19 protein-coding genes are annotated in these 21,139 nt (G+C 60.5%); 6 read left to right on the top strand and 13 right to left on the bottom strand.

Going from position 1 to position 21,139, the window contains the following annotated elements; all coding sequences use genetic code 11:
• Nucleotides 1–5 precede the first annotated feature (5 nt).
• Nucleotides 6–1,184: a hypothetical protein gene (locus AC1ROR_RS16345; protein WP_498590053.1), complete on the bottom strand. Its 1,179-nt coding sequence runs from the start codon at nucleotides 1,182–1,184 to the stop codon at nucleotides 6–8.
• A 271-nt stretch (nucleotides 1,185–1,455) separates the two neighbouring features.
• On the opposite strand from AC1ROR_RS16345, the gene AC1ROR_RS16350 reads away from it, so the two are divergent.
• Nucleotides 1,456–1,743, top strand: a complete 288-nt coding sequence (locus AC1ROR_RS16350) for a hypothetical protein (protein ID WP_004433441.1) — start codon at nucleotides 1,456–1,458, stop codon at nucleotides 1,741–1,743.
• A gap of 265 nt (nucleotides 1,744–2,008) precedes the next feature.
• Nucleotides 2,009–3,190: an MFS transporter gene (locus tag AC1ROR_RS16355; RefSeq protein ID WP_498590054.1), complete on the top strand. Its 1,182-nt coding sequence runs from the start codon at nucleotides 2,009–2,011 to the stop codon at nucleotides 3,188–3,190.
• Nucleotides 3,191–3,323: 133 nt separating this feature from the next.
• On the opposite strand, the gene AC1ROR_RS16360 is transcribed toward AC1ROR_RS16355, so the two are convergent.
• From AC1ROR_RS16360 to AC1ROR_RS16370, 3 genes are all read right to left on the bottom strand, one after another.
• Complete coding sequence (locus tag AC1ROR_RS16360; protein WP_498590055.1) at nucleotides 3,324–4,316, bottom strand: WD40 repeat domain-containing protein; 993 nt, start codon at nucleotides 4,314–4,316, stop codon at nucleotides 3,324–3,326.
• A 280-nt stretch (nucleotides 4,317–4,596) separates the two neighbouring features.
• Entirely contained in the window at nucleotides 4,597–5,715 is a 1,119-nt protein-coding gene (locus tag AC1ROR_RS16365; protein ID WP_498590056.1) for a CobW family GTP-binding protein, read from the bottom strand.
• 113 nt (nucleotides 5,716–5,828) lie between these two features.
• Entirely contained in the window at nucleotides 5,829–6,629 is an 801-nt protein-coding gene (locus AC1ROR_RS16370) for a creatininase family protein (protein WP_498590057.1), read from the bottom strand.
• A gap of 79 nt (nucleotides 6,630–6,708) precedes the next feature.
• On the opposite strand from AC1ROR_RS16370, the gene AC1ROR_RS16375 reads away from it, so the two are divergent.
• The 3 genes from AC1ROR_RS16375 (at nucleotide 6,709) to AC1ROR_RS16385 (ending at nucleotide 9,674) form a co-directional block, all read left to right on the top strand.
• Nucleotides 6,709–7,218 carry a MarR family winged helix-turn-helix transcriptional regulator gene (locus AC1ROR_RS16375; RefSeq protein ID WP_498590058.1) on the top strand — a complete coding sequence of 170 codons (510 nt, stop codon included), beginning with the start codon at nucleotides 6,709–6,711 and terminating at the stop codon, nucleotides 7,216–7,218.
• 131 nt (nucleotides 7,219–7,349) lie between these two features.
• Nucleotides 7,350–8,372, top strand: coding sequence for a LacI family DNA-binding transcriptional regulator (locus AC1ROR_RS16380; RefSeq protein WP_003499171.1), 1,023 nt, complete (start codon nucleotides 7,350–7,352; stop codon nucleotides 8,370–8,372).
• A gap of 339 nt (nucleotides 8,373–8,711) precedes the next feature.
• On the top strand, nucleotides 8,712–9,674 hold the full coding sequence (locus AC1ROR_RS16385) for a 2-hydroxyacid dehydrogenase (RefSeq protein WP_498590059.1): 963 nt from the start codon (nucleotides 8,712–8,714) through the stop codon (nucleotides 9,672–9,674).
• A 162-nt stretch (nucleotides 9,675–9,836) separates the two neighbouring features.
• On the opposite strand, the gene AC1ROR_RS16390 is transcribed toward AC1ROR_RS16385, so the two are convergent.
• From AC1ROR_RS16390 to AC1ROR_RS16415, 6 genes are all read right to left on the bottom strand, one after another.
• The gene (locus tag AC1ROR_RS16390; RefSeq protein ID WP_498590060.1) at nucleotides 9,837–10,964 is read right to left on the bottom strand and encodes a Gfo/Idh/MocA family protein; all 1,128 of its coding nucleotides are present in this window, start codon (nucleotides 10,962–10,964) and stop codon (nucleotides 9,837–9,839) included.
• A gap of 215 nt (nucleotides 10,965–11,179) precedes the next feature.
• Complete coding sequence (iolB, locus tag AC1ROR_RS16395) at nucleotides 11,180–11,992, bottom strand: 5-deoxy-glucuronate isomerase (protein ID WP_498590061.1); 813 nt, start codon at nucleotides 11,990–11,992, stop codon at nucleotides 11,180–11,182.
• 235 nt (nucleotides 11,993–12,227) lie between these two features.
• Nucleotides 12,228–13,136 carry a myo-inosose-2 dehydratase gene (gene iolE / locus AC1ROR_RS16400; protein ID WP_498590062.1) on the bottom strand — a complete coding sequence of 303 codons (909 nt, stop codon included), beginning with the start codon at nucleotides 13,134–13,136 and terminating at the stop codon, nucleotides 12,228–12,230.
• 1 nt (nucleotide 13,137) lies between these two features.
• A complete protein-coding gene (iolD, locus tag AC1ROR_RS16405) occupies nucleotides 13,138–14,964 on the bottom strand; it encodes a 3D-(3,5/4)-trihydroxycyclohexane-1,2-dione acylhydrolase (decyclizing) (RefSeq protein ID WP_498590063.1) in 1,827 nt (608 codons plus the stop codon).
• Entirely contained in the window at nucleotides 14,961–16,877 is a 1,917-nt protein-coding gene (locus AC1ROR_RS16410) for a bifunctional 5-dehydro-2-deoxygluconokinase/5-dehydro-2-deoxyphosphogluconate aldolase (RefSeq protein ID WP_498590064.1), read from the bottom strand. Before AC1ROR_RS16410 ends, iolD begins: the two co-directional genes overlap by 4 nt.
• Before the next feature lie 208 nt (nucleotides 16,878–17,085).
• Entirely contained in the window at nucleotides 17,086–17,901 is an 816-nt protein-coding gene (locus AC1ROR_RS16415) for a MurR/RpiR family transcriptional regulator (protein WP_003519830.1), read from the bottom strand.
• 310 nt (nucleotides 17,902–18,211) lie between these two features.
• On the opposite strand from AC1ROR_RS16415, the gene AC1ROR_RS16420 reads away from it, so the two are divergent.
• A complete protein-coding gene (locus tag AC1ROR_RS16420) occupies nucleotides 18,212–18,502 on the top strand; it encodes a GIY-YIG nuclease family protein (protein ID WP_035226125.1) in 291 nt (96 codons plus the stop codon).
• Nucleotides 18,503–18,672: 170 nt separating this feature from the next.
• On the opposite strand, the gene AC1ROR_RS16425 is transcribed toward AC1ROR_RS16420, so the two are convergent.
• The 3 genes from AC1ROR_RS16425 to AC1ROR_RS16435 are packed head-to-tail and all read right to left on the bottom strand — an operon-like array spanning nucleotide 18,673 to nucleotide 21,138.
• The gene (locus AC1ROR_RS16425; protein ID WP_003519829.1) at nucleotides 18,673–19,389 is read right to left on the bottom strand and encodes an ABC transporter ATP-binding protein; all 717 of its coding nucleotides are present in this window, start codon (nucleotides 19,387–19,389) and stop codon (nucleotides 18,673–18,675) included.
• Complete coding sequence (locus AC1ROR_RS16430) at nucleotides 19,370–20,134, bottom strand: ABC transporter ATP-binding protein (protein ID WP_295984793.1); 765 nt, start codon at nucleotides 20,132–20,134, stop codon at nucleotides 19,370–19,372. The genes AC1ROR_RS16425 and AC1ROR_RS16430 overlap by 20 nt, the downstream gene beginning before the upstream one ends.
• Nucleotides 20,131–21,138, bottom strand: coding sequence for a branched-chain amino acid ABC transporter permease (locus AC1ROR_RS16435; RefSeq protein WP_498590065.1), 1,008 nt, complete (start codon nucleotides 21,136–21,138; stop codon nucleotides 20,131–20,133). Before AC1ROR_RS16435 ends, AC1ROR_RS16430 begins: the two co-directional genes overlap by 4 nt.
• Nucleotide 21,139: the final 1 nt, after the last annotated feature.

Consider the following 21,139-nt stretch of genomic DNA (forward strand, 5'->3'; position numbering starts at 1 on the left):
AAATTTCAGAAGGTGCCGCTGAAACGCGAGGTGATGCTGGAGCCGCTATAGGCAAGATCGGTATCGCGCTCGCCATGCAGCAGGCGGTTGAACTCCACCTCCAGCTTGCTGTTCTTGCCGGTATCGAAGGAAAGCGTCGCGACCAGCCGGCGCTCGCTGGTGTCGTAATTATAATAGATCCAGTCCTTGTGGATCCGGTGCAGCGCAAGATCGAGCCCCACCTTTTCGGTGAGCCTGCTTTTCATGACGAATTGAAAGCGGCGATGGAATTCGGCAATCGGGTCATCCGGGTCGAAAAGCGCATAGTCCTGCGAAAAGCCCACGCCGAAGGCGATGCGATCGGTGGCCTTCACCTCGGCCTCGGCCCGCAGATAGGGGCGGGTGCGTTTTACCTTGTCGCTGATTTCATCGCCGGAAATGGAGGTGAAGCCCGCTTCGGCCAGAACTGCGAAACGGTCGGAGAACCTGTAACCATAGGCCAGAGAACCTCGCAGCGTGTTGGCCGGGAAACGTTCATATTTTTCCTGCTGCCCCTCAGGCACGGCGATGCGGTCGTAAGCAAGCGTCAGCCCCGCCTCGCCGCCGCCGAGCGATCGTGCATGTTCCGCCTTCAGCGATAAAAGCGCCTCGTTCGCTTCCAGTCGGGTGGGCAGGAAATAGGCCGGGCGGAACCGCGCCTTGCCTTTCATCAGGCTGGCGAGGCTTGCCGTCAGCGTGTTCTTGCCGCCAAGGGCGAGGATGCCGAGCTGGGAGGACGCCTCGAGCTTGTGATCCAGCTGCCGGTAACCAATGTCTTCTTCCGGCAGGTGCAGGAATATATCGCCGGCATCGCTGCGAGTGCCGCGCAGCTCAAGGGCCCATTCCAGCTTTTCGGAAAATCGTTTCGTCAGCCCCAGGGCCGCGATGGTGTTATGTTCATTGGCGAAACGATAACGGGGCAGGCGAACCTCTTCCTGCTCGAGCGAATAACGCAGCTCTGCCCCTTCCAGCGCGATCTTGCCATTGAGCCCGAAGCCGGCGCGCAGCGAAATCGCGCTCAGCCGGTTGGTGTCGGCGAAATAATTGCTGTCATAAGCAATGCCGGATTTATAGGTGACATTGTGCTTATCGGCCTTTTCCCCCGCCCGTGCGCCATAGGCGCAGGCAAGCCCGAGAACAAGCGCGATATATCCCCCCACCCGCATTCGCATCTCCGGTCTCTAATTAAGCAATATCTTATATTTGGATGGTTAACAAAGTTTCCTGCGCCGCTTTTACTGTCGCAGCACAGGTGGTGACCGGCATTGTTTGAGCAAGGGACGGGTGCGCGAAGTCGCGATATGTAAAATTTGATTAAAATCACAAGTATTAGTGTTAATCGTTTATTGTAATATTAGCCTTTGCTTGAATTAGAATCCTCTAAATATACAGTTCGGTTACGCCAGAGGGCGTGATCAAACAAAAGAGGAGAGAGAAATGATTGCAAAGTTCGCTTGTGTAGCCGCTATTCTTACTGTCGCTTCCGTTGGTCAGGCCAATGCGGGCGGTCTTCTGGGAGGCATCCTGTCCGGCAACAGCAACAAGGGCGGCGCCCTTGTCGTCGTCTCGCCCAGCATCGATCTCGGTGTCAGCGGCATCCTGTCCAATAACGGGATTCTGAATGGCAACAAGACCGGCATCCTGAACGGTGTGCTGAACGGCAACAAGACGTCCGTCGATGTCATCGACAACAAGAATGACGGCGGCAAGAAGCGCCGGCACTAGACAATCCAGATCGAAAATCGACAGGGATTTTCGACGAAAACGATGCGCACAGGACATAAGCCGGGAACAAGCCTTGAGTTGCGTGTGTATGACGCATGCTGCTTCCGGCAAGAACAAACGGCGCATCGCACGACTGGAAGGGGGCCTTGCGGCCCCCTTTTTTTGTCTCCGCTCCCTGGAAATGAAACTGTGAACGGGCTTGAATGGCGGGACGTTTTGGTGTGAAGGTGAGTTTCACGACCTCCAGGCTTCCAGTCGATTCTCCATGCTACAGAAACGCGCTTCGCCGGACGCATTTGATCGTCAGGCCTATTTGATCGCGCTACTGGTCTTTCTCGCCGGCAGCACGAATGCGGCTGTCGTGCCGTTTATCGGTTTTTATATCATCCAGGTGCTTGGCCATGCACCGGCGACGCTCGGTCTTTACAGCGTCGCGGCAATGGTTGCCTCTATTGTTGCCAGCCGCATTTATGGCGAGCGTGTCGATGCCGGCGTGCGGGTGCGGCCTTTGCTGCTTCTCTCCGTCCTGGGTGCCTTTGTCGCGGCGGCGGCGGCGACCTTCGGGAACCTGGCGCTGCTGGTGGCGATAACGGCAACTGGCATGGGGCTTTCCAATGCCGCCAGCACCCTCGTTTTCAGCTACGGCCGTTATCACGGACGGGTAAAGTCACTCGATACGGCGTCCTATAACGCCTTTCTGCGAATGATGGTGTCGCTGGCCTGGATGCTGCTTCCCGCTGCCGCCTATCTGATCGTCGATCTGGCCGGCGCGAAAGCGGTGTTCATCAACGCCATGCTGATGGCCACCATCTGGGGCGGGCTTGCGCTTGCCATCGTGCCGCGCGGCCAGACATGCCCGATGGAGCGGCGCGAGGAGGGGCAAACCGACACCGGACGCAACCTGCCGCTGCTTCTGGCGGCCACGGCGAGCTTCTGCATGTCCTTTGCCCATTCCCTGTGCGCTTCCGCCCTGCCGGTGTTTCTGGTGCGGGAAGTGGGCCTGCCAGACTATGCGCCTGGTCTGTCGCTCAGCGTGAAATGCGCGATGGAGGTTCTGCTGATCCTGCTTGCGCCAAGGATCATGCGGCGGGTCAGCGCCCGTATCCTTCTCTGCATCGCGGCGGTGATGGCGATCATTGCCTTCAACATCATTGCCTCGGTCGAAACCCTGCCTGCCATGATCGTCGGCGCGGCGATGGAGGGGGCCTATTACGGCCTTTTCGCCGGTACAAGCCTGACTTTCATTCAGGGTTTTGCGCGTGGCCGCACGGCGCGGGCGACGGCGCTTTACATGAATTCCATCTTCCTTGCCGCATTGTTTGCTGTGCCGCTGATGGGGTTTGTGGCGCAATATGCCAGCTTCGGCGTATCGATCCGGCTTGCCTCGGTGGGTGCCGGTGCGGGGTTGCTGCTGCTGTTCCTCACGCGCCGTCAGGTGGGTGAGTAGAGGGCTAACGAAGCCCAACATCTCTCTTCCGTCATGCCGGCCTTTAGCCGGCATCCAGCCACGGCGCATCTGCGCCATGAAGGGACTCTTTCACGGTCAGGGACCTGATGACGGGTGCTTTACCCGTCATCCCTCAAGCCGAAATATCGATGATCCCGCAATCGCCCGCTTCGGAGGCGAAGGCAAGCAGCTTGCCGGTGGCGCTCCAGTCCATGCTGGTGATGGCGCCCTTGCCGGGGCGGCGCAGCAGGGCTTCCTTGCCGTCCGCGAGCCTCACACCGAGGATCATGCCGTCGATGAAGCCGATGGCGAGCACATCTTCCACAGGGTGGAAGGCGACATTGGTGACCATGATGTTGGCGCGGCTGCCCAGTTCTTCCGGGGCTTTGCCCATCGGGCCGTCCTTGCCGGCAAACGGCCAGACGATGGCGGCCGGCGCGCCGGAAGAGGCGAGCCATTTGCCCTTTGCCGACCAGGAAATCGATTTGACCTTGGCGGGATAACCCGTCATGCGCATGTGGCGGGCTTCCATGCCGCCCTTGGTGGCTTCCATCTTCCAGCCGTGCAGGGCGTTTTCCTGCATGGTGGTGACCAGGAACTTGCCATCGGGCGAGAAGGTGACGCCGGTATGCGCACCCTTCCATTCCAGATCAACGGGGTCGCCGGCGGTTGCCACCCAGTGCAGCGTCACACCGTTATAACGGGCCACCGCAATGCGCAGGCCCTTTGGCGCGAAGGCGATCGCCTCCACCGTGCGCTCTTCCTTGAATTCCTTGACCGTGCCGTCCGACAGCCGGACGAAACTGGATTTGCCGACGCCATAAGCGACAGCCTTCTGCGGCCCGCCGGCAACAACGCCCACCCATTTGCGCGGCACGTTGGCGATCTCGCTGATGCTGCCATCATGACCGATGCGCAGCACACGGCCGTCCTCGCCACCCGAAAGCAGCGTGGCGCTATAGGGATCGCGCACGCAGGTCAGAAGCCCGTCATGCGCCTCAGTCACCTTCTCGCCGCCATCCAGCCGATGAATGGTGCCGGCGGCGGTGGCAAACAGGGGAATGTCGCCGAGAAAATGGGTCGAGACCACGTGGCCTTCGATATCAAGCGGGGCAACAGTCGGCATGGGGCATCGGTCTTTCGTATGTGTGTCGGATTGGCGGGGGCGTTTCTCCCGCTCGCTGGCATGGTTCTAGAGCATTTCCGGCAAAAGCGGAACCGCTTTACATCCATTCAACCTCATTCCTGTGCTTGTCACAGAGATCCAGCCGACGCGCGTCTGCGCGGCGAGAAAAGTTCCTTCAGCCCAAGGACTTGGGCTGGCTGGATCTCTGTGACAAGCACAGAGATGAGGGAAGGAAACGGTGACACCCCGGCTCAGGGCCGGGGTGAAAGAGGGAGAGCGATCAGGCCGTCGCGAGGCAGGCGTTGAAGCTCTTTTCGAGCTTCTCACGATCCAGTTCGCGGCCGATGAAGACGAGGCGGCTTTCGCGTTTTTCGTCTTCCTTCCACGGGCGCTGGTGATCGCCCTCGATGATCATGTGCACGCCCTGCACCACGTAACGTTCCGCATCGCCCTTGAAGGCGATGATGCCCTTGAGGCGCAGAATGTTCGGGCCGTCGGTCTGGGTGACCTTCTGGATCCATGGGAAGAACCGCTCGGGGTTCATCTCGCCGCCGCGCAGCGAGACCGACTGCACCGTCACGTCATGGATCGGCGAAACCGCGCCATGGTGGTGATGATCGTGGCCATGATCATGCCCATGGTCGTGGTGATGATGCCCGTGATCGTGGTCGTGATGATGGTGATCATGATCGTGGTGGTGATGGTCGCAATCGGGGCCGCAGACGTGGTCGTCATGGCCGTGCTCGAGGAAATGCGGATCGTTTTCGAGCGCGCGCTCCAGATTGAAGGCGCCCTGATCGAGAACCCGGGCAAGATCGACACCGGAACGGGTGGTCTTGTAGATGCGCGCGGAAGGATTGATGGCGCGCACGATATCCTCGATGCGGGCCACTTCCTCCGGCGAAACGAGATCGGTCTTGTTGACGACGACGACATCGGCAAAGGCGATCTGGTCTTCGGCCTCGCGGCTGTCCTTCAGGCGCAGCGGCAGGTGCTTGGCGTCAACGAGGGCAACGACGGCGTCAAGCTCGGTCTTGGCGCGCACGTCGTCATCCATGAAGAAGGTCTGGGCGACGGGAACCGGATCGGCAAGACCTGTCGTCTCGACGATGATGCCGTCGAAACGACCGGGGCGGCGCATCAGGCCTTCCACGACGCGGATCAGGTCGCCGCGCACCGTGCAGCACACGCAGCCATTGTTCATTTCGTAGATTTCTTCATCAGACTCGACGATCAGATCGTTGTCGATGCCGATCTCGCCGAATTCATTGACGATGACAGCGTATTTCTTGCCGTGGTTCTCGGAGAGAATGCGGTTGAGAAGCGTCGTTTTGCCGGCGCCGAGATATCCCGTCAGGACGGTGACTGGAATGGGCTTGGTTATAGCTGTTTCGGTCATGGAAAACCCCGCGTGGAGAGAGGCCGTCAGGCCTCAGGAAGATGTGTCGTCGTCCATATAGGCGCGACGTCCTGGCAGTTCAAAGAGATTTTGGCCGAATTCGGCCATGGCACTCAAATTTTGTTATGAAATAACGTTATGTCAAAAGCGTGGATATCTTCAAGCAGTTCGACAAGGCCTTTTACGGCGTGGGAAATCAGCCTTTCGCCCTTTTCCACGGTGGCGGCGGCAGCGTTTCCGGCAACGCCGTCGGGGTTCAGATCGCTCATCAGCCAGCCGAAGGCATGTGGACCATAGGCGCGCAGGTGTTTGAAGCGGCTGGCGAAATCGCTCTGGCGGGAGGGGAAGTTTTCGGCCTTCTGCATCGCCACCCGTTCGGGATGAAGCGCCAGCATGACCGATGTTTCGATATCGCCGCCATGGATGTCGATCGCCTTGTCCTCGGGTTTCACGATATCCGCCGGCACGCCGAAACGGGTCCAGCTTGTGGCGACCGCCAGCATGCCGAAACGGGCGCGGGCCTCGGTGGCGACGACGGTCATCAGCGGTGAATTGCCGCCATGGGCATTCAGCATCACGAATTTGCGCACGCCCTTTTTATATTCCGCCTCGGCGATGCCGAGCCAGCGCTCGATGGCCTCATCGTAACGCAGCGTTTTCGTACCCGGCACATTCATGTGTTCGATGGAATAGCCGACCGGTTCCACCGGCAGGAAGGAGACGGGCAGGTAAGCGGGCAGGGCGGCGGCGAGACGGGCGGCGACACCTTCGGCAATCAGCGTATCGGTCTCGAACGGCAGGTGCGGCCCATGCTGTTCATGTGCGCCGAGCGGCAGCACGGAAATTGCAGCTGTTGCGCGAAGATGCGGGTCTGTTACGTTTTCGTCGTGATAATGCGTGTATGAGTTTGGCATCTGGCAGTCCGCGCGTGCATTCGGTAAGGATTTCCAGCAACATATATCGGTTCCGCCACAGGGTAAAAGGCACTCGCATATGAGCAAGGATAAAACTGGGCATAAGGACAAGGGCGCCAAGAAGGAAAAGAGTGGCAAGAAAATAAAGGACGCCAAAAAAAGGGATGAGAATTTCAACCCTGAGGAACTGGCGCAATCCATTACCCAGGCCGCCCGCTCCATGCGCACGGCGCTGAGCCACAGCCTTGCCGAAAGCGGGCTTTATGCCGGGCAGGACGGCGTTATTCTGGCGCTGGCGCAGGAAGGCAGCCTGACGCCGGGGCAGATCGCCCAGAAACTCGGCGTCAAGGCGCCCACCATGACGCGCACCATCGGCCGCATGGAGGCCCAGGGCTTCGTGGAACGCAGCGGTGACGACGAGGATGGCCGCGTGACGCTTGTGAAGCTGACGGAAGCCGGCCTGAAAAGCGTCGAACATATCAATGTCTCGATTGCCAATTGCGGCGCCCGTGCCATTGAGGGGCTTTCGGCCAAGGATGTGCGCACCGTGGTTAAACTTCTCAAGGTGATCGACACCAATCTTCAATAATTTGTTGAAATTTTTAAAAATAAAACTCTGTTTTGTGGGTATCTCTTAAACGGGTTGCGGATTTTGTTTAAATTGTTTAATTGCAATTTAAACAGATACGTCGTCAACGACATGCGTTTGGGAGGAATGCCGTGGCCCAAAAGGTCAAACTGTCCACGATTGCCGAAAGTCTCGGCCTTTCGACCGCCACCATTTCCCTCGCTTTGCGTGACAGTCCGCTGGTTGCCTCCGACACGCGCGACAAGATCAAGGAACAGGCGCGGGCGCTGGGTTACATCTACAACCGCCGGGCGGCCAGCCTGCGCACCTCGCGTTCCGGCATTGTCGGCGTGGTGTTCCATGATGTGATGAACCCCTTCTATGGCGAAATTCTCAAAGCCATCGAAAGCGAGCTGGACCGCAGCCGGCAGACCTTCATTCTTTCCAACCACTACGATTCGGTGGAAAAGCAGCGCACCTTCATCGAAACGCTGCTGCAGCTCGGCTCGGACGGCATCATCATGTCGCCCGCCATCGGCACGCCGATCGAGGATATGACGCTGGCCGAGGAAAACGGCATGCCCGCCATTCTGGTGGCCCGTTCCCTGGATGGCGTCGACATGCCGACCTATCGCGGCGACGACAGCTATGGCATTTCGCTCGCCACCAATCACCTTATCAGCCTCGGCCACCGCACCATCGCCATGGTTGGCGGCACCGACCAGACCTCGACCGGCCGTGACCGTTATCAGGGGTATGTCAATGCGCTGCGCAAGGCCGGCATCGAGGTCGACCCGAACCTGCGCATCCCCGGCCCTCGCTCCAAACAGGGCGGTTTCGAGGCTGCGGTGCATTTCCTCTCCCTGCCGCAGAAGCCGACGGCGGCCGTCTGCTGGAACGATCTCGTCGCCATCGGTCTCATGAACGGCATTTCCCGCGCCGGTCTGGTGCCGGGTGTCGATATTTCCGTCACTGGCTACGACGATCTGGAAGAGGCGGCGATTGCCACGCCGGCGCTGACCACCGTGTCCAACGGCCAGGCCGAGGTGGGGCGTCTCGCTGCGCGCGCGCTGCTGGACAGGCTGGCGGGCAGCCACGAGCCTGACGGGATTCACCTCATCAAGCCGGAAATGCGCATCCGGCAATCGACCGGGCCGGTGCGGCCGCGGGTGTGAGGCTTCTGACGATGGGAAATGGTGCGCGTTCTGTGCATTGCACCTTTCCGTCATTCCGGCCTTGAGCCGGAATCCAGCCACCGCGTGTCCACGCGGTGAAAAAGACCTTCTCAGCCCAAGGACTTGGGCTGGCTGGATGCCGGATCAAGTCCGGCATGACGGGGAGGGCGCTTAAAAAAATCGGCATGAAACTTCCGTCTGCCCCCATAGCATCCCCTTATTGCCCTTTTCACGGCCGTCTTTGTTTGAAAGGATCGCCGCCCAGAGGAGTGGGATGGCGAAAGGTTCGCCTGAAGCCCGCTCCGGCTATCGGAATGTTATCAGGAGGAATATCCGCTCATGTCTGACAAAAAGGCCGTCGTTCTCGTTCCCGGCAAGATAAACCCGCGCGTTCTCGAACGCCTCGAAGGCAAGGTCGAGATCGTGACTGTGCCTGCCGGTGCCGAGCCGGTTCTGCCTGAGGGTGCAGCCGAGCGCGTCAATGCCATCGCTGTTTCCGGCGTCGTCAACGCCAAATGGATCGATGCGCTGCCGAAGCTCGAGATCATCGCCAATTTCGGCGTGGGTTATGACGGCGTCGACGCCAAACATGCCGCCACGCGCGGCATTGTGGTGACGAATACGCCTGACGTGCTGAACGACGAGGTTGCCGATACGACGATTGCGCTTTTGATCAACACCGTGCGCCGGCTCTATCAGGCCGAGACCTGGTTGCGCGATGGCAAATGGGTTGGCGAAGGTCCGTTCGCGCTGTCGCCGTTTTCTCTGCGCGGCCGCAAGGTGGGTCTCTTTGGCATGGGCCGCATCGGGCAGGAAATCGCCAAGCGGCTGGAGCCCTTCAAGGTGGAGATCGGATACCACACCCGCAGCAAGCGGGATGGCCTCCCTTACACCTATTACGGCTCGCTGAAGGAGATGGCGGAAGCGGTCGATATATTGATCTGCATCGTGCCCGGTACGCCGGAAACGCATAAGGCGATCAATGCGGAAATCCTCTCCGCGCTTGGGCCGCAGGGCGTGTTCATCAATGTCGGTCGCGGCTCCAGCGTCGATGAGGATGCGCTTTTGCAGGCGCTTAAGAGCGGTGCTGTGGGTGCTGCCGGTCTTGATGTGTTTTATGCCGAGCCGAAGGTGCCGGAGGCCTTCCTGTCGCTGCCGAATGTCTCCCTGCTGCCGCATGTTGCCTCCGCCTCGGTTCCGACGCGCAATGCCATGGCCGATCTGGTGGCCGATAATATTCTCGGCTGGTTCAGGGATGGCAAGGTGCTGACGCCGGTGCCGGAAACGCCGGTCAAGGGGTGAGGCCGGAACCTCCACGCACCGTCACCCCGGACTTGATCCGGGGTCCAGCATGATCAAGTCTTTGATCATAAAAGACTCCAGCCACGGCGCAGACGCGCCGTGGCTGGATGCCGGATCAAGTCCGGCATGACGGAGGAGACGTTTTCGCCCTTTGTGGGCGTTCTATTCCGCAATCTCCGCGCTTCCCACCCAGCGCCCTTCGGCGAAAGACCGGGCCATGGCGTGGATGCTGCGCTCGATCTTCAGCCCTTCCTCGAAATCGATGATATGGGCCTTCTTCCCCTCGATAGCCGCGATCAGTTCCCGGCATTCGATCACCTTCAGATCGTTGAAGCCGAGGCCGTGGCCGGGGGCGGGGATGAAGCGGTCATAGGGCTTGTGGTGCGGCGCGGTGAGGATTGTTCTGAAACCCTGCTCCTCCGGGCGTCCATCCGTGGTGTAAAGCTGGAACTCGTTCATCCGCTCCTGATCGAACAGGATCGAGCCGGTGGAGCCGTAGATCTGGATGGCGATGCGGCCCTTGCGGCCCCAGGCGGAACGGTTGGCGATGAGCACGGCGGAAATGCCGCCTTCGAGCTTCAAGAGCATGCTGGCAAGATCATGTGTCTCGACGGCGCGCTCGCCACCGCCGGCAAGCGGGCGGGTTTCGTAAGGTTTCACCATGTCGGTGATGGCGCTTTCGGCATGACCGAAGAGGGCGAAGAGCAGCGATAGCGGGTGCACGGCAAAATCATCCAGCGCGCCATAACCGGATGAAGCTTCGCTCTTCCAGTAGAAGGGCTGGGTGGCATCGGCCATGAAGTCCTCGTCCATTTCGGCGCGAACATGATAGACCTTGCCGATGGCGCCTTCGTCGATCAGGCGGCGGATGTGGCGGATGACGGGGTTCTGGATGTAATTGTAGCCCATCGCCGCGGCCTTGCCGGAACGGCGGGCCGCATCGCGCATCTTCACCGCATCTGCAAAGGCGGGCGCCATCGGCTTTTCACACCAGACATGTTTGCCGGCCTCAAGGGCGGCAATCGCCATTTCCGGGTGGAAGGCGTTGGGCGTGGTGACTGAGATGACGTCGATCTCGGGGTCGGACAGCAGGTCGCGCCAGTTGCCTGTCGAGCGGGCAAAACCGAACTCGGCGGCTTTCTTCGCGGCAAGCTCGGGATTGACTTCCGCGAGTGTCACGAGGCGGGGGCGTTCCACATCACCGAAGACGCTGGTGACATTGTTCCACGCCAGCGCGTGGCATTTGCCCATGTAACCGGTGCCGATAAGGCCCACGCCAAGAGCGGCCATGGTATTCTCCTCCCGAGAGTTTTAGAATGAAATCAATGTATTGAGCGCTTATTGAAATGTGACAGGCGAAACAAAGCCCCTCCGCCCTCATCCCTGTGCTTGTCACAGGGACCCAGCCAGCCCAAGTCCTTGGGCTGGGAAGACTCTCCCCGTCGCGCAGACGCGCGCCGGCTGGATTCCTGTGACAAGCACAGGAATGAGGACAGGTGAGTGAATTACGGATTATCCCGTTTGAAAATCCAGTCGTGAGCCGGGTGGTTCTTGAAGCGCCATTTGCGCATCGGTCCCGCCATCACGTTCAGATAATACATCTCATAGCCATAGGGCGCGCCGCAGGGGTGGTGGCCCTTGGGCACCAGCACGACATCGCCGTCCGACACCGCCATGGTCTCATCCAGCGAACCGTCTTCGGTAAAGACGCGCTGGAAGCCGAAACCCTGCGCCGGGTTGAGGCGATGATAATAGGTCTCCTCCAGATAGGTCATGTCGGGATAATTATCCTCATCATGCCGGTGCGGCGGATAGGAGGACCAGTTGCCCGACGGCGTGAAGACTTCCGTTACCAGCAGGCTGTCGGCCACATCGCGCTCTTCCATGGCGATGGGGAAGATGTAACGCGTATTGGCGCCCTTGCCACGCTCCGTCAGCTGCACGCCATTGGGACCGATCTGCTGCGCCTCGCGGCTGCCTTTTTCGCCGGGTGCGGTGCAGACGCCGATGGTGCAGTCGGTCGTGGCGGTCAGCGACCATTCGGAGCCTGCGGGCACGTAGACGCAGTGCGGCGGCTTACGTTCGAACACATTCATGCGGTCGCCGAGTTCCCCGAAATCCTTCCCGCCGGCGGAAATCGTCGCCTTGCCTTCGACCAGCACGAGGATGACTTCGGTATCGCCGGTGTTTTCCGCCGCCGTTTCGCCCGGCTTCAGGCGGTAGAGGCCGAAACCGACATAACCCCAATCCGCGCTTTGGGGCGTGATGTCGTGCACCTTGCCGCTGGTCGCGATCGGCTTGCGCAGAAGTGAGGTCATGGTGGTGTTCCTTTTTGGTCAGTCGTTCAATTTATCGGGCGGCTATTCCCGCGTTTCCCTCATCCCTGTGCTCGTCACAGGGATCCAGCCAGCCCAAGTCCTTGGGCTGAGAGGAGTCTTCCCGCCGCGCCGACGCGCGTCGGCTGGATTCCTGTGACAAGCACAGGAATGAGGGAGGAGGGGGTGCACCGGAACATACGATTCTGGATATATGGACGAATGCCCCCCTCTCAGCTCAAGCAGCCTGAGCCTTGTCCAGCCCTGCTTCGCGCGCAAAAGCCTTCAGCGATTTAAGCCCGAGGCTCTGATATTCGAACGGGTTGCGGACATCCGGGTCCTGTTCCGCCTCGATCACCAGCCAGCCGCTGTAACCATGCTCGGCCGCCACCTTCAGCACCGGCTGGAAGTTCACGCCGCCTTCGCTGTCGCCCGGCACGGTGAAGACGCCGCGGCGAACGCCTTCGAGGAAGGAGAGCCGCTCATTGCGCACCTGATCGGCAATGACCGGACGCACATTCTTGGCGTGGATATGGCCGACACGACCCATGTATTTCTGCGCAACGCGCACGGGATCGCCGCCGCCGAACAGGCAATGGCCGGTATCGAGCAGCAGATGCGTCTTCGGGCCGGTATGCTTCATCAGGAGATCGATTTCCTCTTCGCTCTCGACCACCGTTCCCATGTGGTGGTGATAAACGAGGGTGATGCCCTGTTCTGCGGCAAAAGCGGCCAGTGCTTCGACACCCGCACCGAATTTCGCCCAGTCCTCGGCCGCAAGGCGCGGACGGTCAACCAGCGCCTTGTCATCGGCACCATGGATGGCATTGGAGGTTTCGCAGACGATGATGACCTTCGAGCCCATGGCTTTCAGCAGGTCAAGCGCCGGCTGCATCGCCTTCTTTTCGGATTCGATGTCGTCGGTCAGAAGGTTCAGCGAATGCCAGCCGGAGACGAAGGAGAGGCCGCGCGGCGAAAGCACGCCCTTCAGGCCTTCCGGCTCCGTCGGGAACTTGTGGCCTTTTTCGATGCCGTCGAAACCGATCTTGGCGGTTTCATCGAGGCATTGTTCCAGGCTGATATGTGCGCCCAGCGTACGGTCGTCGTCGTTGGACCAGGCAATCGGGTTGGTACCGTAACGGATCATCTTATTGTCTTTCCTTGAGATGGTTTTCATAACGAGCGCGCGCATCGGCGACTTCAGCGCGATCAGAGGTTTCAGGCACCGCGACATCCCACCAGTGACCGCCGGCCTGCGGCGTCGGGTAAGGATCGGTATCGATGACGATGACGGTGGTGCGGCTGGAGGCGCGGGCTGCGGCAAGCGCCTCTTCCAGCTCGCTTATGGTGGAAACCTTGCGCGCATCCGCCCCCATCGAGCCGGCATGGGCCACGAAATCGATGGCGATCGGGTTGACGTTGGTATGGGCGTAGAGATTGTTGAACTCCGCGCCGCCGGTTTCCATCTGCAGCCGATTGATGCAGCCGTAACCCCTGTTGTCGGTGATGACGAGCGTGATCTTGACGCCCATGGCAACCGAGGTCGCAAGCTCGGAATTCATCATCATGTATGAGCCGTCGCCGACCATGACGATCACGTCGCGGTCCGGTTCCGCCATCTTGATGCCGAGGCCGCCGGCCACTTCATAACCCATGCAGGAGAAGCCGTATTCCATGTGATAGGAAAGCGGCAGCTTGGATTTCCACAGCTGGTGAAGCTCGCCCGGCATGGTGCCTGCGGCGCACATGACGACGGTATTGTCACGCGACTGGCGCTGCACCGCGCCGATGACCTGCATGTCGGTGGGCAGGCTGTTGGCATTGTCTTCGCCCGGCGCTGCCGTATCGGCATCGGCCTTTTTAAACCATGCAGCCTTGAGACCGGCATCCGGCGCCGCAAAACGGTGGCTGCCAAGCGCTGCGGAAAGTTTCTCAAGTCCGATCTTCGCATCCGCCGTCAGGCTGATGGCATCGTGCTTGGCGCTGTCATAGGGCTGAACGTTAAGCGCCAGGATTTTGCGGTTCGGGTTCTTGAACAGCGCCCAGGAGCCAGTGGTGAAATCCTGAAAACGGGTGCCGACACCGAAGACCAGGTCGGCCTTTTCGCTGACGATATTGGCGCTTTCAGCACCGGTGACACCGACCGGGCCGAAATTCAGATCATGATCCCAGGCGAGGGCCGATTTACCGGCCTGCGTTTCGACGACGGGAATGGAATGGGTTTCGGCAAAGCGCTTCAGGGTTTCGGTTGCGCCGGCAAAATGCACGCCGCCACCGGCAACGATGATCGGGTTCTTCGCCGCCTTCAGCGCAGCGACGGCTTCATCGAATTCCACCACGTCCGGCTCGGGGCGGCGCTGACGCCAGACACGCTTTTCGAAGAAGCTCTCGGGGTAATCATAGGCTTCCGCCTGCACATCCTGGCAGAAGGCGAGCGTGACGGGGCCGCAATCGGCCGGGTCCGTCATGGTGCGCATGGCGCGAGGAAGCGCTGTCAGCAACTGTTCCGGCCGCATGATGCGGTCGAAATAACGGCTGACAGGGCGGAAGCAGTCATTGACCGTCATCGTGCCATCGCCGAAATCTTCCAGCTGCTGCAGCACAGGGTCCGGGCCGCGATTGGCGAAGACATCGCCGGGGATCAACAGCACCGGCAGGCGGTTGACATGCGCGAGCGCCGCAGCCGTCACCATATTGGCCGCACCGGGGCCGATGGAGGAGGTGACCGCCATGGCGCGGCGGCGGCGCAGCTGCTTCGAATAGGCAATGGCCGCATGGGCCATGGACTGCTCGTTCTGGCCACGATAGGTCGGCAGTTCGTCGCGGATGCCATAAAGCGCTTCGCCGATGCCGGCGACATTGCCATGGCCGAAAATGGCCCACATGCCGGCGATATAGGTTTCGCCGTGTTCATTCATCTGCGCTGCCAGGTAACGAACCATGGCCTGCGCAGCCGTCATTCTGATTGTCTTCACGCTGCCTCTCCCTTTTTGGCGCGCGCCTCATCCCAAATGCGGCACAGGCTGGTATAGCGCTGCGCCATATCCTTTACCGCTTCCTCATCGGTCATCTTGCCACCGAGCCAACTGCGGGCGGCATCCGCGAAAATCGTGCGGCCAACGGCGAAACCTTTGACCAGATCGAAACCGGCGGCAAGGCGGAAGCTCTCCTCCAGTTCGCTTTGCGGTGCGTCGAGACCGAGAACGACGATGCCCCGAACGTAAGGATCGTTGCGATGCACGGCGTCGCAGGCGTTTTTCCACGCAGCACGGGTCTTCATTGGCTCCAGCTTCCACCAGTCGGGATAGACCCCGATCTCGTAAAAGCGCTCGATGATTCGGGCGGCGGTCAAATCGTCGGTCGGGCCTACCTTGGAGGGAATGACCTCCAGCAGCATTTCCAGCCGGTTGCGGCGTGTCGCCTGGAACAGACGCATGACCGTCTCTTCCTGCGCGGTGCGCATCTCATCCGTATCGTCGGGATGATAGAAACACAGAACCTTGACGACATTTTCAAGCGGCCATTCGGAAAGACCGCCGAAATCCTTGCCGAGATCGGGTTCCAGCGTCAGCGGGCGCGAACCTGGCCATTCCACCGGGCGGCCGATCCACAGGCCCGAGCCGCTGGCGGCAAAAAGGGCGTCACGGCCAAGGCGGCCATCGCAGAGAATGCCGTAACCCGGCCTGTCGCCGGCAACCTGCTGCGCGGCCTGAAGGCAGAGCTTCTTGAAAGCGCCGATCTGCTCGTGCTTCACGCCAAGCTCGTCGGCGATGGCTTCCAGCTGCATGCGGTGGTCGAAGGCGAAGACGCGCATCGTGTCCCAGTCGCCCTTGCGGTTGGTCGACCAGTGCACCTGCTCCAGCGCCTCGTCCTTGCGCAGCGCCTTGTTGCGAATGCCGGCCTTGAAGAAATATTGCAGCTCTTCCCAGCTCGGATAGGCGGGCGTGCAGCCATGGCGGGAGACGGCGAAAGCGCCGCAGGCATTGGCGTATTTCAGCGTCGTCGGCCAGTCTTCGCCGCGCAGCCAGCCACGGAACAGCCCGGCCATGAAGCCATCGCCGGCACCCAGAACGTTGAAGACCTCGATCGGGAAACCTTCGCCCGTCTCGCCATCGTCGAGGCTGGAAGGAATTTCACCGGCGAAAACCGAAGCACCCATCGGCCCGCGCTTGCACACCAGCGTCGCATTCGAAACCTTGCGTACGGCGTTCAGCGCGGTCAGCGTATCGGTGGAGCCGCCGGCAATGTGGAACTCTTCCTCGGTGCCGACAATCAGGTCGAAGAGATGCAGGGTGGATTGCAGCTTGGCGGTGACCTTCTGCGATTCGACGAAACGGCTCTCGCCATCGCCATGGCCGGCCACACCCCAGAGGTTGGGCCGGTAATCGATATCGAGCGCGGTCTTTGCGCCATTTTCGCGGGCGAGTTTCAGCGCCTTCAGCACGGCCGCTTCCGTCTTCGGATGCGACAGATGCGTGCCGGTGGCGCAGACGCAGCCGGCTTCGGCAATGAAGGCGGGATCGATATCGCCTTCGCTGAGCGCCATGTCGGCGCAGTTTTCGCGGTAGAAGATCAGCGGGAACTGGTTCTGGTCGCGAATGCCGAGCAGCACCAGCGCGGTCAGCCGCTCCGGATCGGTCTTTACGCCGCGCACGTCGACGCCTTCGCGCACCAGCTGTTCGCGGATGAAGCGGCCCATGTGTTCATCGCCGACGCGGGTGATGACGGCGCTGTTGAGCCCGAGGCGGGCAGCGCCGGCTGCGATATTGGTGGGAGAGCCGCCGATATATTTGGCAAAGGAGGCCATGTCCTCCAGACGGCCGCCGACCTGCGAACCGTACAGATCGACAGACGAGCGCCCGATCGTGATGAGATCAAGTTTTTTCAAAAGGTTCCTCCTTAGCACCGCACCTCGGTACGGTCTGCCTCACATGTCTGGAGCGGCATTCAGGCGACGATCGCCCGCATCTTTCGCCGTCCCGCTCCGATGAGCCTCCTCCGCTCATTTTCGTTCGTCACGAGACGGACGATTATGGAATGCCCGTTTCATGGATTTGGATCATAAATTCTATTTTTTCCGTTTTCAATAAAAATATTCAGGCTGTTTTGCGAGTTCCCACAGCCACGGCCAGCGTAATGGCCAGACAGAGCGTGGCGGAAAGCGAGCGGAACGCGCCGAAATCGATCTCGGTGACGGTCAGCAGCGTCGCACCGGATTTGCGCAGCGGATTGACAGCGGAATCGGAGAGCGCCACGACCGGAATACCGTTGGCGCGGGCGTTTTCCGCCAGCTCCAGCGTTTCGGCGGAATAGGGAGAAAAGGTGATCGCGATCAGGGCGTCGTCGCGGGAAATGGCGCTGATATTGCCGAGCCCGCCGACCGCACTGTGCAGAACCGCCGGCACCTTCATTTTCTCAAAGGCGTAAGCGAGATAGCTGGCAATCGGGAAAGAGCGCCGCAGACCGATGATATGCACGGTGCGCGCCTTCGCCAGGGCCGAAACCGCTTCGTCAAGCTGGCGTGTATCGACCGATTTGAGCAGCATTTCCAGCGAGGAACGGCCGGCCTCCACGAATTCGGCAAGCAGGCCGGACGCGCTTTCATCGCCCTTCTCCCGCAAATGGTCGAGCCGCGTGGCATAATCCGGCCAGCCGCCGACATAGGAATCACGGAACAGCCGCTGCATTTCCGAAAAGCCGGAAAAGCCCATGATCTGGCAAAAACGCATGAAGGCCGAGGGCTGTACGCCAGCCCCTTCCGCCATTTCGGCGACGGTGGAAACGGCGATGCGATCCTGATTGGAGGCGACATAATCGGCGCATTGCCGCAATCGTTTCGGCAAACCCTCCGCGACCTGGAGCAGCCGCTCCTCAAAAGCCTTTACGGATTCTGGCGCCTCGATTGCCGTCATTGTCGTTCCTTTGTGCAGACTGAAATCGTGTGCACTTTAACTGCAGTGGAATTTTTATTCCATTGGGTTTTTTGAGGTATGAGTGATGGACGGCATTTGGGGCAGTAATGGCCAGCATACTCTCCTCATCCCTGTTCCCCGGAACAAGCCCGAGGATGTCACAGGGATCCAGCCGCCGCGCGTCTGCGCGGCGAGAGAGCCCTTCCAGCCCAAGGACTTGGGCTGACTGGATTCCTGTGACGAGCACAGGAATGAGGGGAGCGCGGGTTTTCCCTTGTGAAGTAATCGAGAAAGATGCACGTTCATTTACATGAAGGGTTACGTTTATATTTTAGCATCCAAACGAAACGGCACGCTCTATACTGGTGTGACGAAGGATTTACCGAACAGGATTTTCGAACATCAGAATGAACTAACACCCGGCTTTACTTCGCGATATGGCGTGAAGATGCTCGTGTGGTTCGAGGAATACGACCTGTTGACGAGCGCTATTACGCGCGAAAAAACGATCAAGAAATGGCCGCGGCAATGGAAGCTCAATCTGATTGAAAGCACCAATCCGGATTGGGGTGATATATCTGCTCATCTGCATGGCCTGTGACCCACGCCTTATGACCAAGCCACCGACGGTCACCACACACTCACCTCATCCCTGTGCTTGTCACAGGGATCCAGCCGACGCGCGTCTGCGCGGCGAGAGACTCGTTCCAGCCCAAGGACTTGGGCTGGCTGGATTCCTGTGACAAGCACAGGAATGAGGGTGGGGTGGACTCAGTGCAGCCCGCCAACGCCAAGATGCGTATCGATAATATCCGGGTTCTCAGCAAGGTCGCTGGATGGCCCCTCCCAGACGATGCGGCCGCGTTCCATGATGATGGCGTGGTCGGCGAAGTCGATGGCCATCTGGATGCGTTGTTCGACGAGGAGAATGGTCATTTCGCCCGATTGCGCCAGTTTGGAGAAGGCCGCCATCAGCTCCTCGCAGATGACGGGGGCGAGGCCTTCCAGCGGTTCATCGAGCAGCAGCACGCGCGGCTGGCCGAGAATCGTGCGGGCGGTGGAAAGCATTTGCTGTTCGCCGCCGGAAAGTTGCGAGCCGAGATTGCGGCGGCGCTCCTTCAGGCGCGGAAACAGCGTGTAGGCTTCCTCGATGGCCGATTTCGGCCGGGCCTTGAGGCCGACGAACAGGTTCTCCTCGACGGTCAGCGTCGGGAAAACGTCACGCGTCTGCGGCACGTAGCCGAGGCCGGCTTTGGCGCGGGCGGCACTCGGCAGAGCGGCGATGTCCTGCCCGCCGATGCGGATATCGCCGGCGAAACGTTTCGTCTGGCCGGCCAGCGTGGCGAAAAGGCTGGTCTTGCCAACGCCGTTGCGGCCGAGAACCGCGAAACGCGAGCCCGACGGCACGGAAAGCGACAGGCCCTCGATGACGCGGGTGGGGCCATAACCGGCGGTGAGGTTGACGATTTCAAGCGGCGCTGCGGGCATCGGCGTAACTTCCCAGATAGGCTTGGCGGACTTCCGCATTGCTGGTGACGTCATCAGGCGAACCGTCGAAGATGACGGCGCCTGCGGCGAGTACCACCACACGTTTGGCAAAACGGAAGACCAGATCCATGTCGTGCTCGATCATCAATATGGCGAGATCGGCCGGCAGCCGGTCGAGCGCCTGTTCGATGCGCGCGGTTTCCGTGGAAGGCACGCCGGCGGCCGGTTCGTCCAGCAGCAGGATTTTCGGGCGAAGCGCCATGGCAAGCGCGATCTCGATCAGCCGCTGCTGGCCATAGGCGATTTCGCGCACGCGGGTTTCTGCAAGGGCCAGAAGACCGAGCGTGCCGAGAATGTCGCGGGCTTCGCTCATCACCGCAGGCATGGCGCGGTAACGGCCGAAAATCCGGCCCGTCTTGCCTTCGCGCTGGAGAATGGCAAGCGCCACATGTTCCTCCGGCGTCATGTCCTGAAACAGCCTTGTGACCTGGAAGGAGCGGACGAGGCCGCGCTTCACCCGCTGGCTGGCGCTGAGGCCGGTCACATCCTCGCCGGCGATGCGCACCGTGCCGGCCGAGGGCTTGATATTGCCGGTGACCAGATTGACGAAGGTGGTCTTGCCGGCGCCATTCGGGCCGATCAGCACCGTGCGGTCTCCCGGCGACAGCGACAGCGAGACATTGTTGGTGACGACGAGGCCGCCGAAATTCTTCTTGAGGCCGGAGACTTCGAAAATGGCGCTCATTTGCGACCTCCACGGATGCGCGCGATGATCTGCTCACCCGCGCCATAAAGCCCGCGCGGCGCAAACAGCACGACGGCAATCAGCAGCAGGCCGACAATGGTGAGCCAGTGGAACGGATTGGCGGCGGAAACGACATCTTCGAACCACATGAAGGTGACGGTGCCGATCAGCGCGCCGTAAAGCGAACCCGCGCCGCCGAGCACCAGCATGACCAGCGCTTCGGCCGAAAGCGTGAAACTGAGGCTATCGAGACCGACGACCTGGGTGGAGATGGCATTCAGCGCACCGCCAATGCCGGCGACGATGCCCGATATGACGAACATCTTCAAAATCGTGCCGTTGACGGCGCCGCCCATGGCCTGAATGCGGATGCTGTCCTGTTTGACGCCGCGGCACAACATGCCGAAGGGCGAATTGACCACGACCCTGAGGGCGAGGAAGACGACCAGCAGCAGACAGACGCCGTAAATATAGGCGGTGCGGCCGAAAAGGTCGAATTCGAAGGTGCCGAACAGCGCGTCCGGGGAAACGCCGGCAAGACCGTCGCTGCCGCCCGTCCAGCCCGATGCCTTGTTGGCAGCCTCGTGGAACAGGTGGATGACGGCGATGGAAAGAACGAGCTGCGGCAGGCCGTGGGCGCGCAACAGAACCGTCCCGGAGACCAGCCCGGCCACGCCGCCCGCAGCCGCGCCGATCACGGTCATCAGCAGCGGATCGGTAATCTCGAAATGGGCGGCGGCAATGCCGGCGGCATAGGCGCCCGCGCCGAAGAGCGCGGCATGGCCAAGCGTTGCGACGCCACAATAGCCGGTGACGAGATCGATCGACAGCACGAGAAGCGCAATGGCGATGATGCGGGTCAGAAGCGCCAGATTATCCGGAAACAGGTAATAACCGGCAAGCGCGGCGGCGATGATGAGGAGCGGTCCCGCGAGCGTGCGCAGCGGTGAGCGTGCCTTCGGGGTGTCTGCCGTTTCAGTCACGTCGTTCATGAGCACCGCCATC

The organism is Agrobacterium sp. GW821-FHT14E08, assembly GCF_058803865.1.

Excerpts from the sequence above, each read along its gene's own strand:
- AC1ROR_RS16365 (WP_498590056.1), bottom strand. The coding sequence starts at position 5,715 with ATGACCGAAACAGCTATAACCAAGCCCATTCCAGTCACCGTCCTGACG.
- AC1ROR_RS16345 (WP_498590053.1), bottom strand. The coding sequence starts at position 1,184 with ATGCGGGTGGGGGGATATATCGCGCTTGTTCTCGGGCTTGCCTGCGCC.
- AC1ROR_RS16435 (WP_498590065.1), bottom strand. The coding sequence starts at position 21,138 with ATGGCGGTGCTCATGAACGACGTGACTGAAACGGCAGACACCCCGAAG.
- AC1ROR_RS16350 (WP_004433441.1), top strand. The coding sequence starts at position 1,456 with ATGATTGCAAAGTTCGCTTGTGTAGCCGCTATTCTTACTGTCGCTTCC.
- AC1ROR_RS16385 (WP_498590059.1), top strand. The coding sequence starts at position 8,712 with ATGTCTGACAAAAAGGCCGTCGTTCTCGTTCCCGGCAAGATAAACCCG.
- AC1ROR_RS16355 (WP_498590054.1), top strand. The coding sequence starts at position 2,009 with ATGCTACAGAAACGCGCTTCGCCGGACGCATTTGATCGTCAGGCCTAT.
- iolE (WP_498590062.1), bottom strand. The coding sequence starts at position 13,136 with ATGATCCGTTACGGTACCAACCCGATTGCCTGGTCCAACGACGACGAC.
- AC1ROR_RS16425 (WP_003519829.1), bottom strand. The coding sequence starts at position 19,389 with ATGCCCGCAGCGCCGCTTGAAATCGTCAACCTCACCGCCGGTTATGGC.
- AC1ROR_RS16430 (WP_295984793.1), bottom strand. The coding sequence starts at position 20,134 with ATGAGCGCCATTTTCGAAGTCTCCGGCCTCAAGAAGAATTTCGGCGGC.
- AC1ROR_RS16370 (WP_498590057.1), bottom strand. The coding sequence starts at position 6,629 with ATGCCAAACTCATACACGCATTATCACGACGAAAACGTAACAGACCCG.
- AC1ROR_RS16390 (WP_498590060.1), bottom strand. The coding sequence starts at position 10,964 with ATGGCCGCTCTTGGCGTGGGCCTTATCGGCACCGGTTACATGGGCAAA.
- AC1ROR_RS16415 (WP_003519830.1), bottom strand. The coding sequence starts at position 17,901 with ATGACGGCAATCGAGGCGCCAGAATCCGTAAAGGCTTTTGAGGAGCGG.
- AC1ROR_RS16375 (WP_498590058.1), top strand. The coding sequence starts at position 6,709 with ATGAGCAAGGATAAAACTGGGCATAAGGACAAGGGCGCCAAGAAGGAA.
- iolB (WP_498590061.1), bottom strand. The coding sequence starts at position 11,992 with ATGACCTCACTTCTGCGCAAGCCGATCGCGACCAGCGGCAAGGTGCAC.
- AC1ROR_RS16420 (WP_035226125.1), top strand. The coding sequence starts at position 18,212 with ATGAAGGGTTACGTTTATATTTTAGCATCCAAACGAAACGGCACGCTC.
- AC1ROR_RS16360 (WP_498590055.1), bottom strand. The coding sequence starts at position 4,316 with ATGCCGACTGTTGCCCCGCTTGATATCGAAGGCCACGTGGTCTCGACC.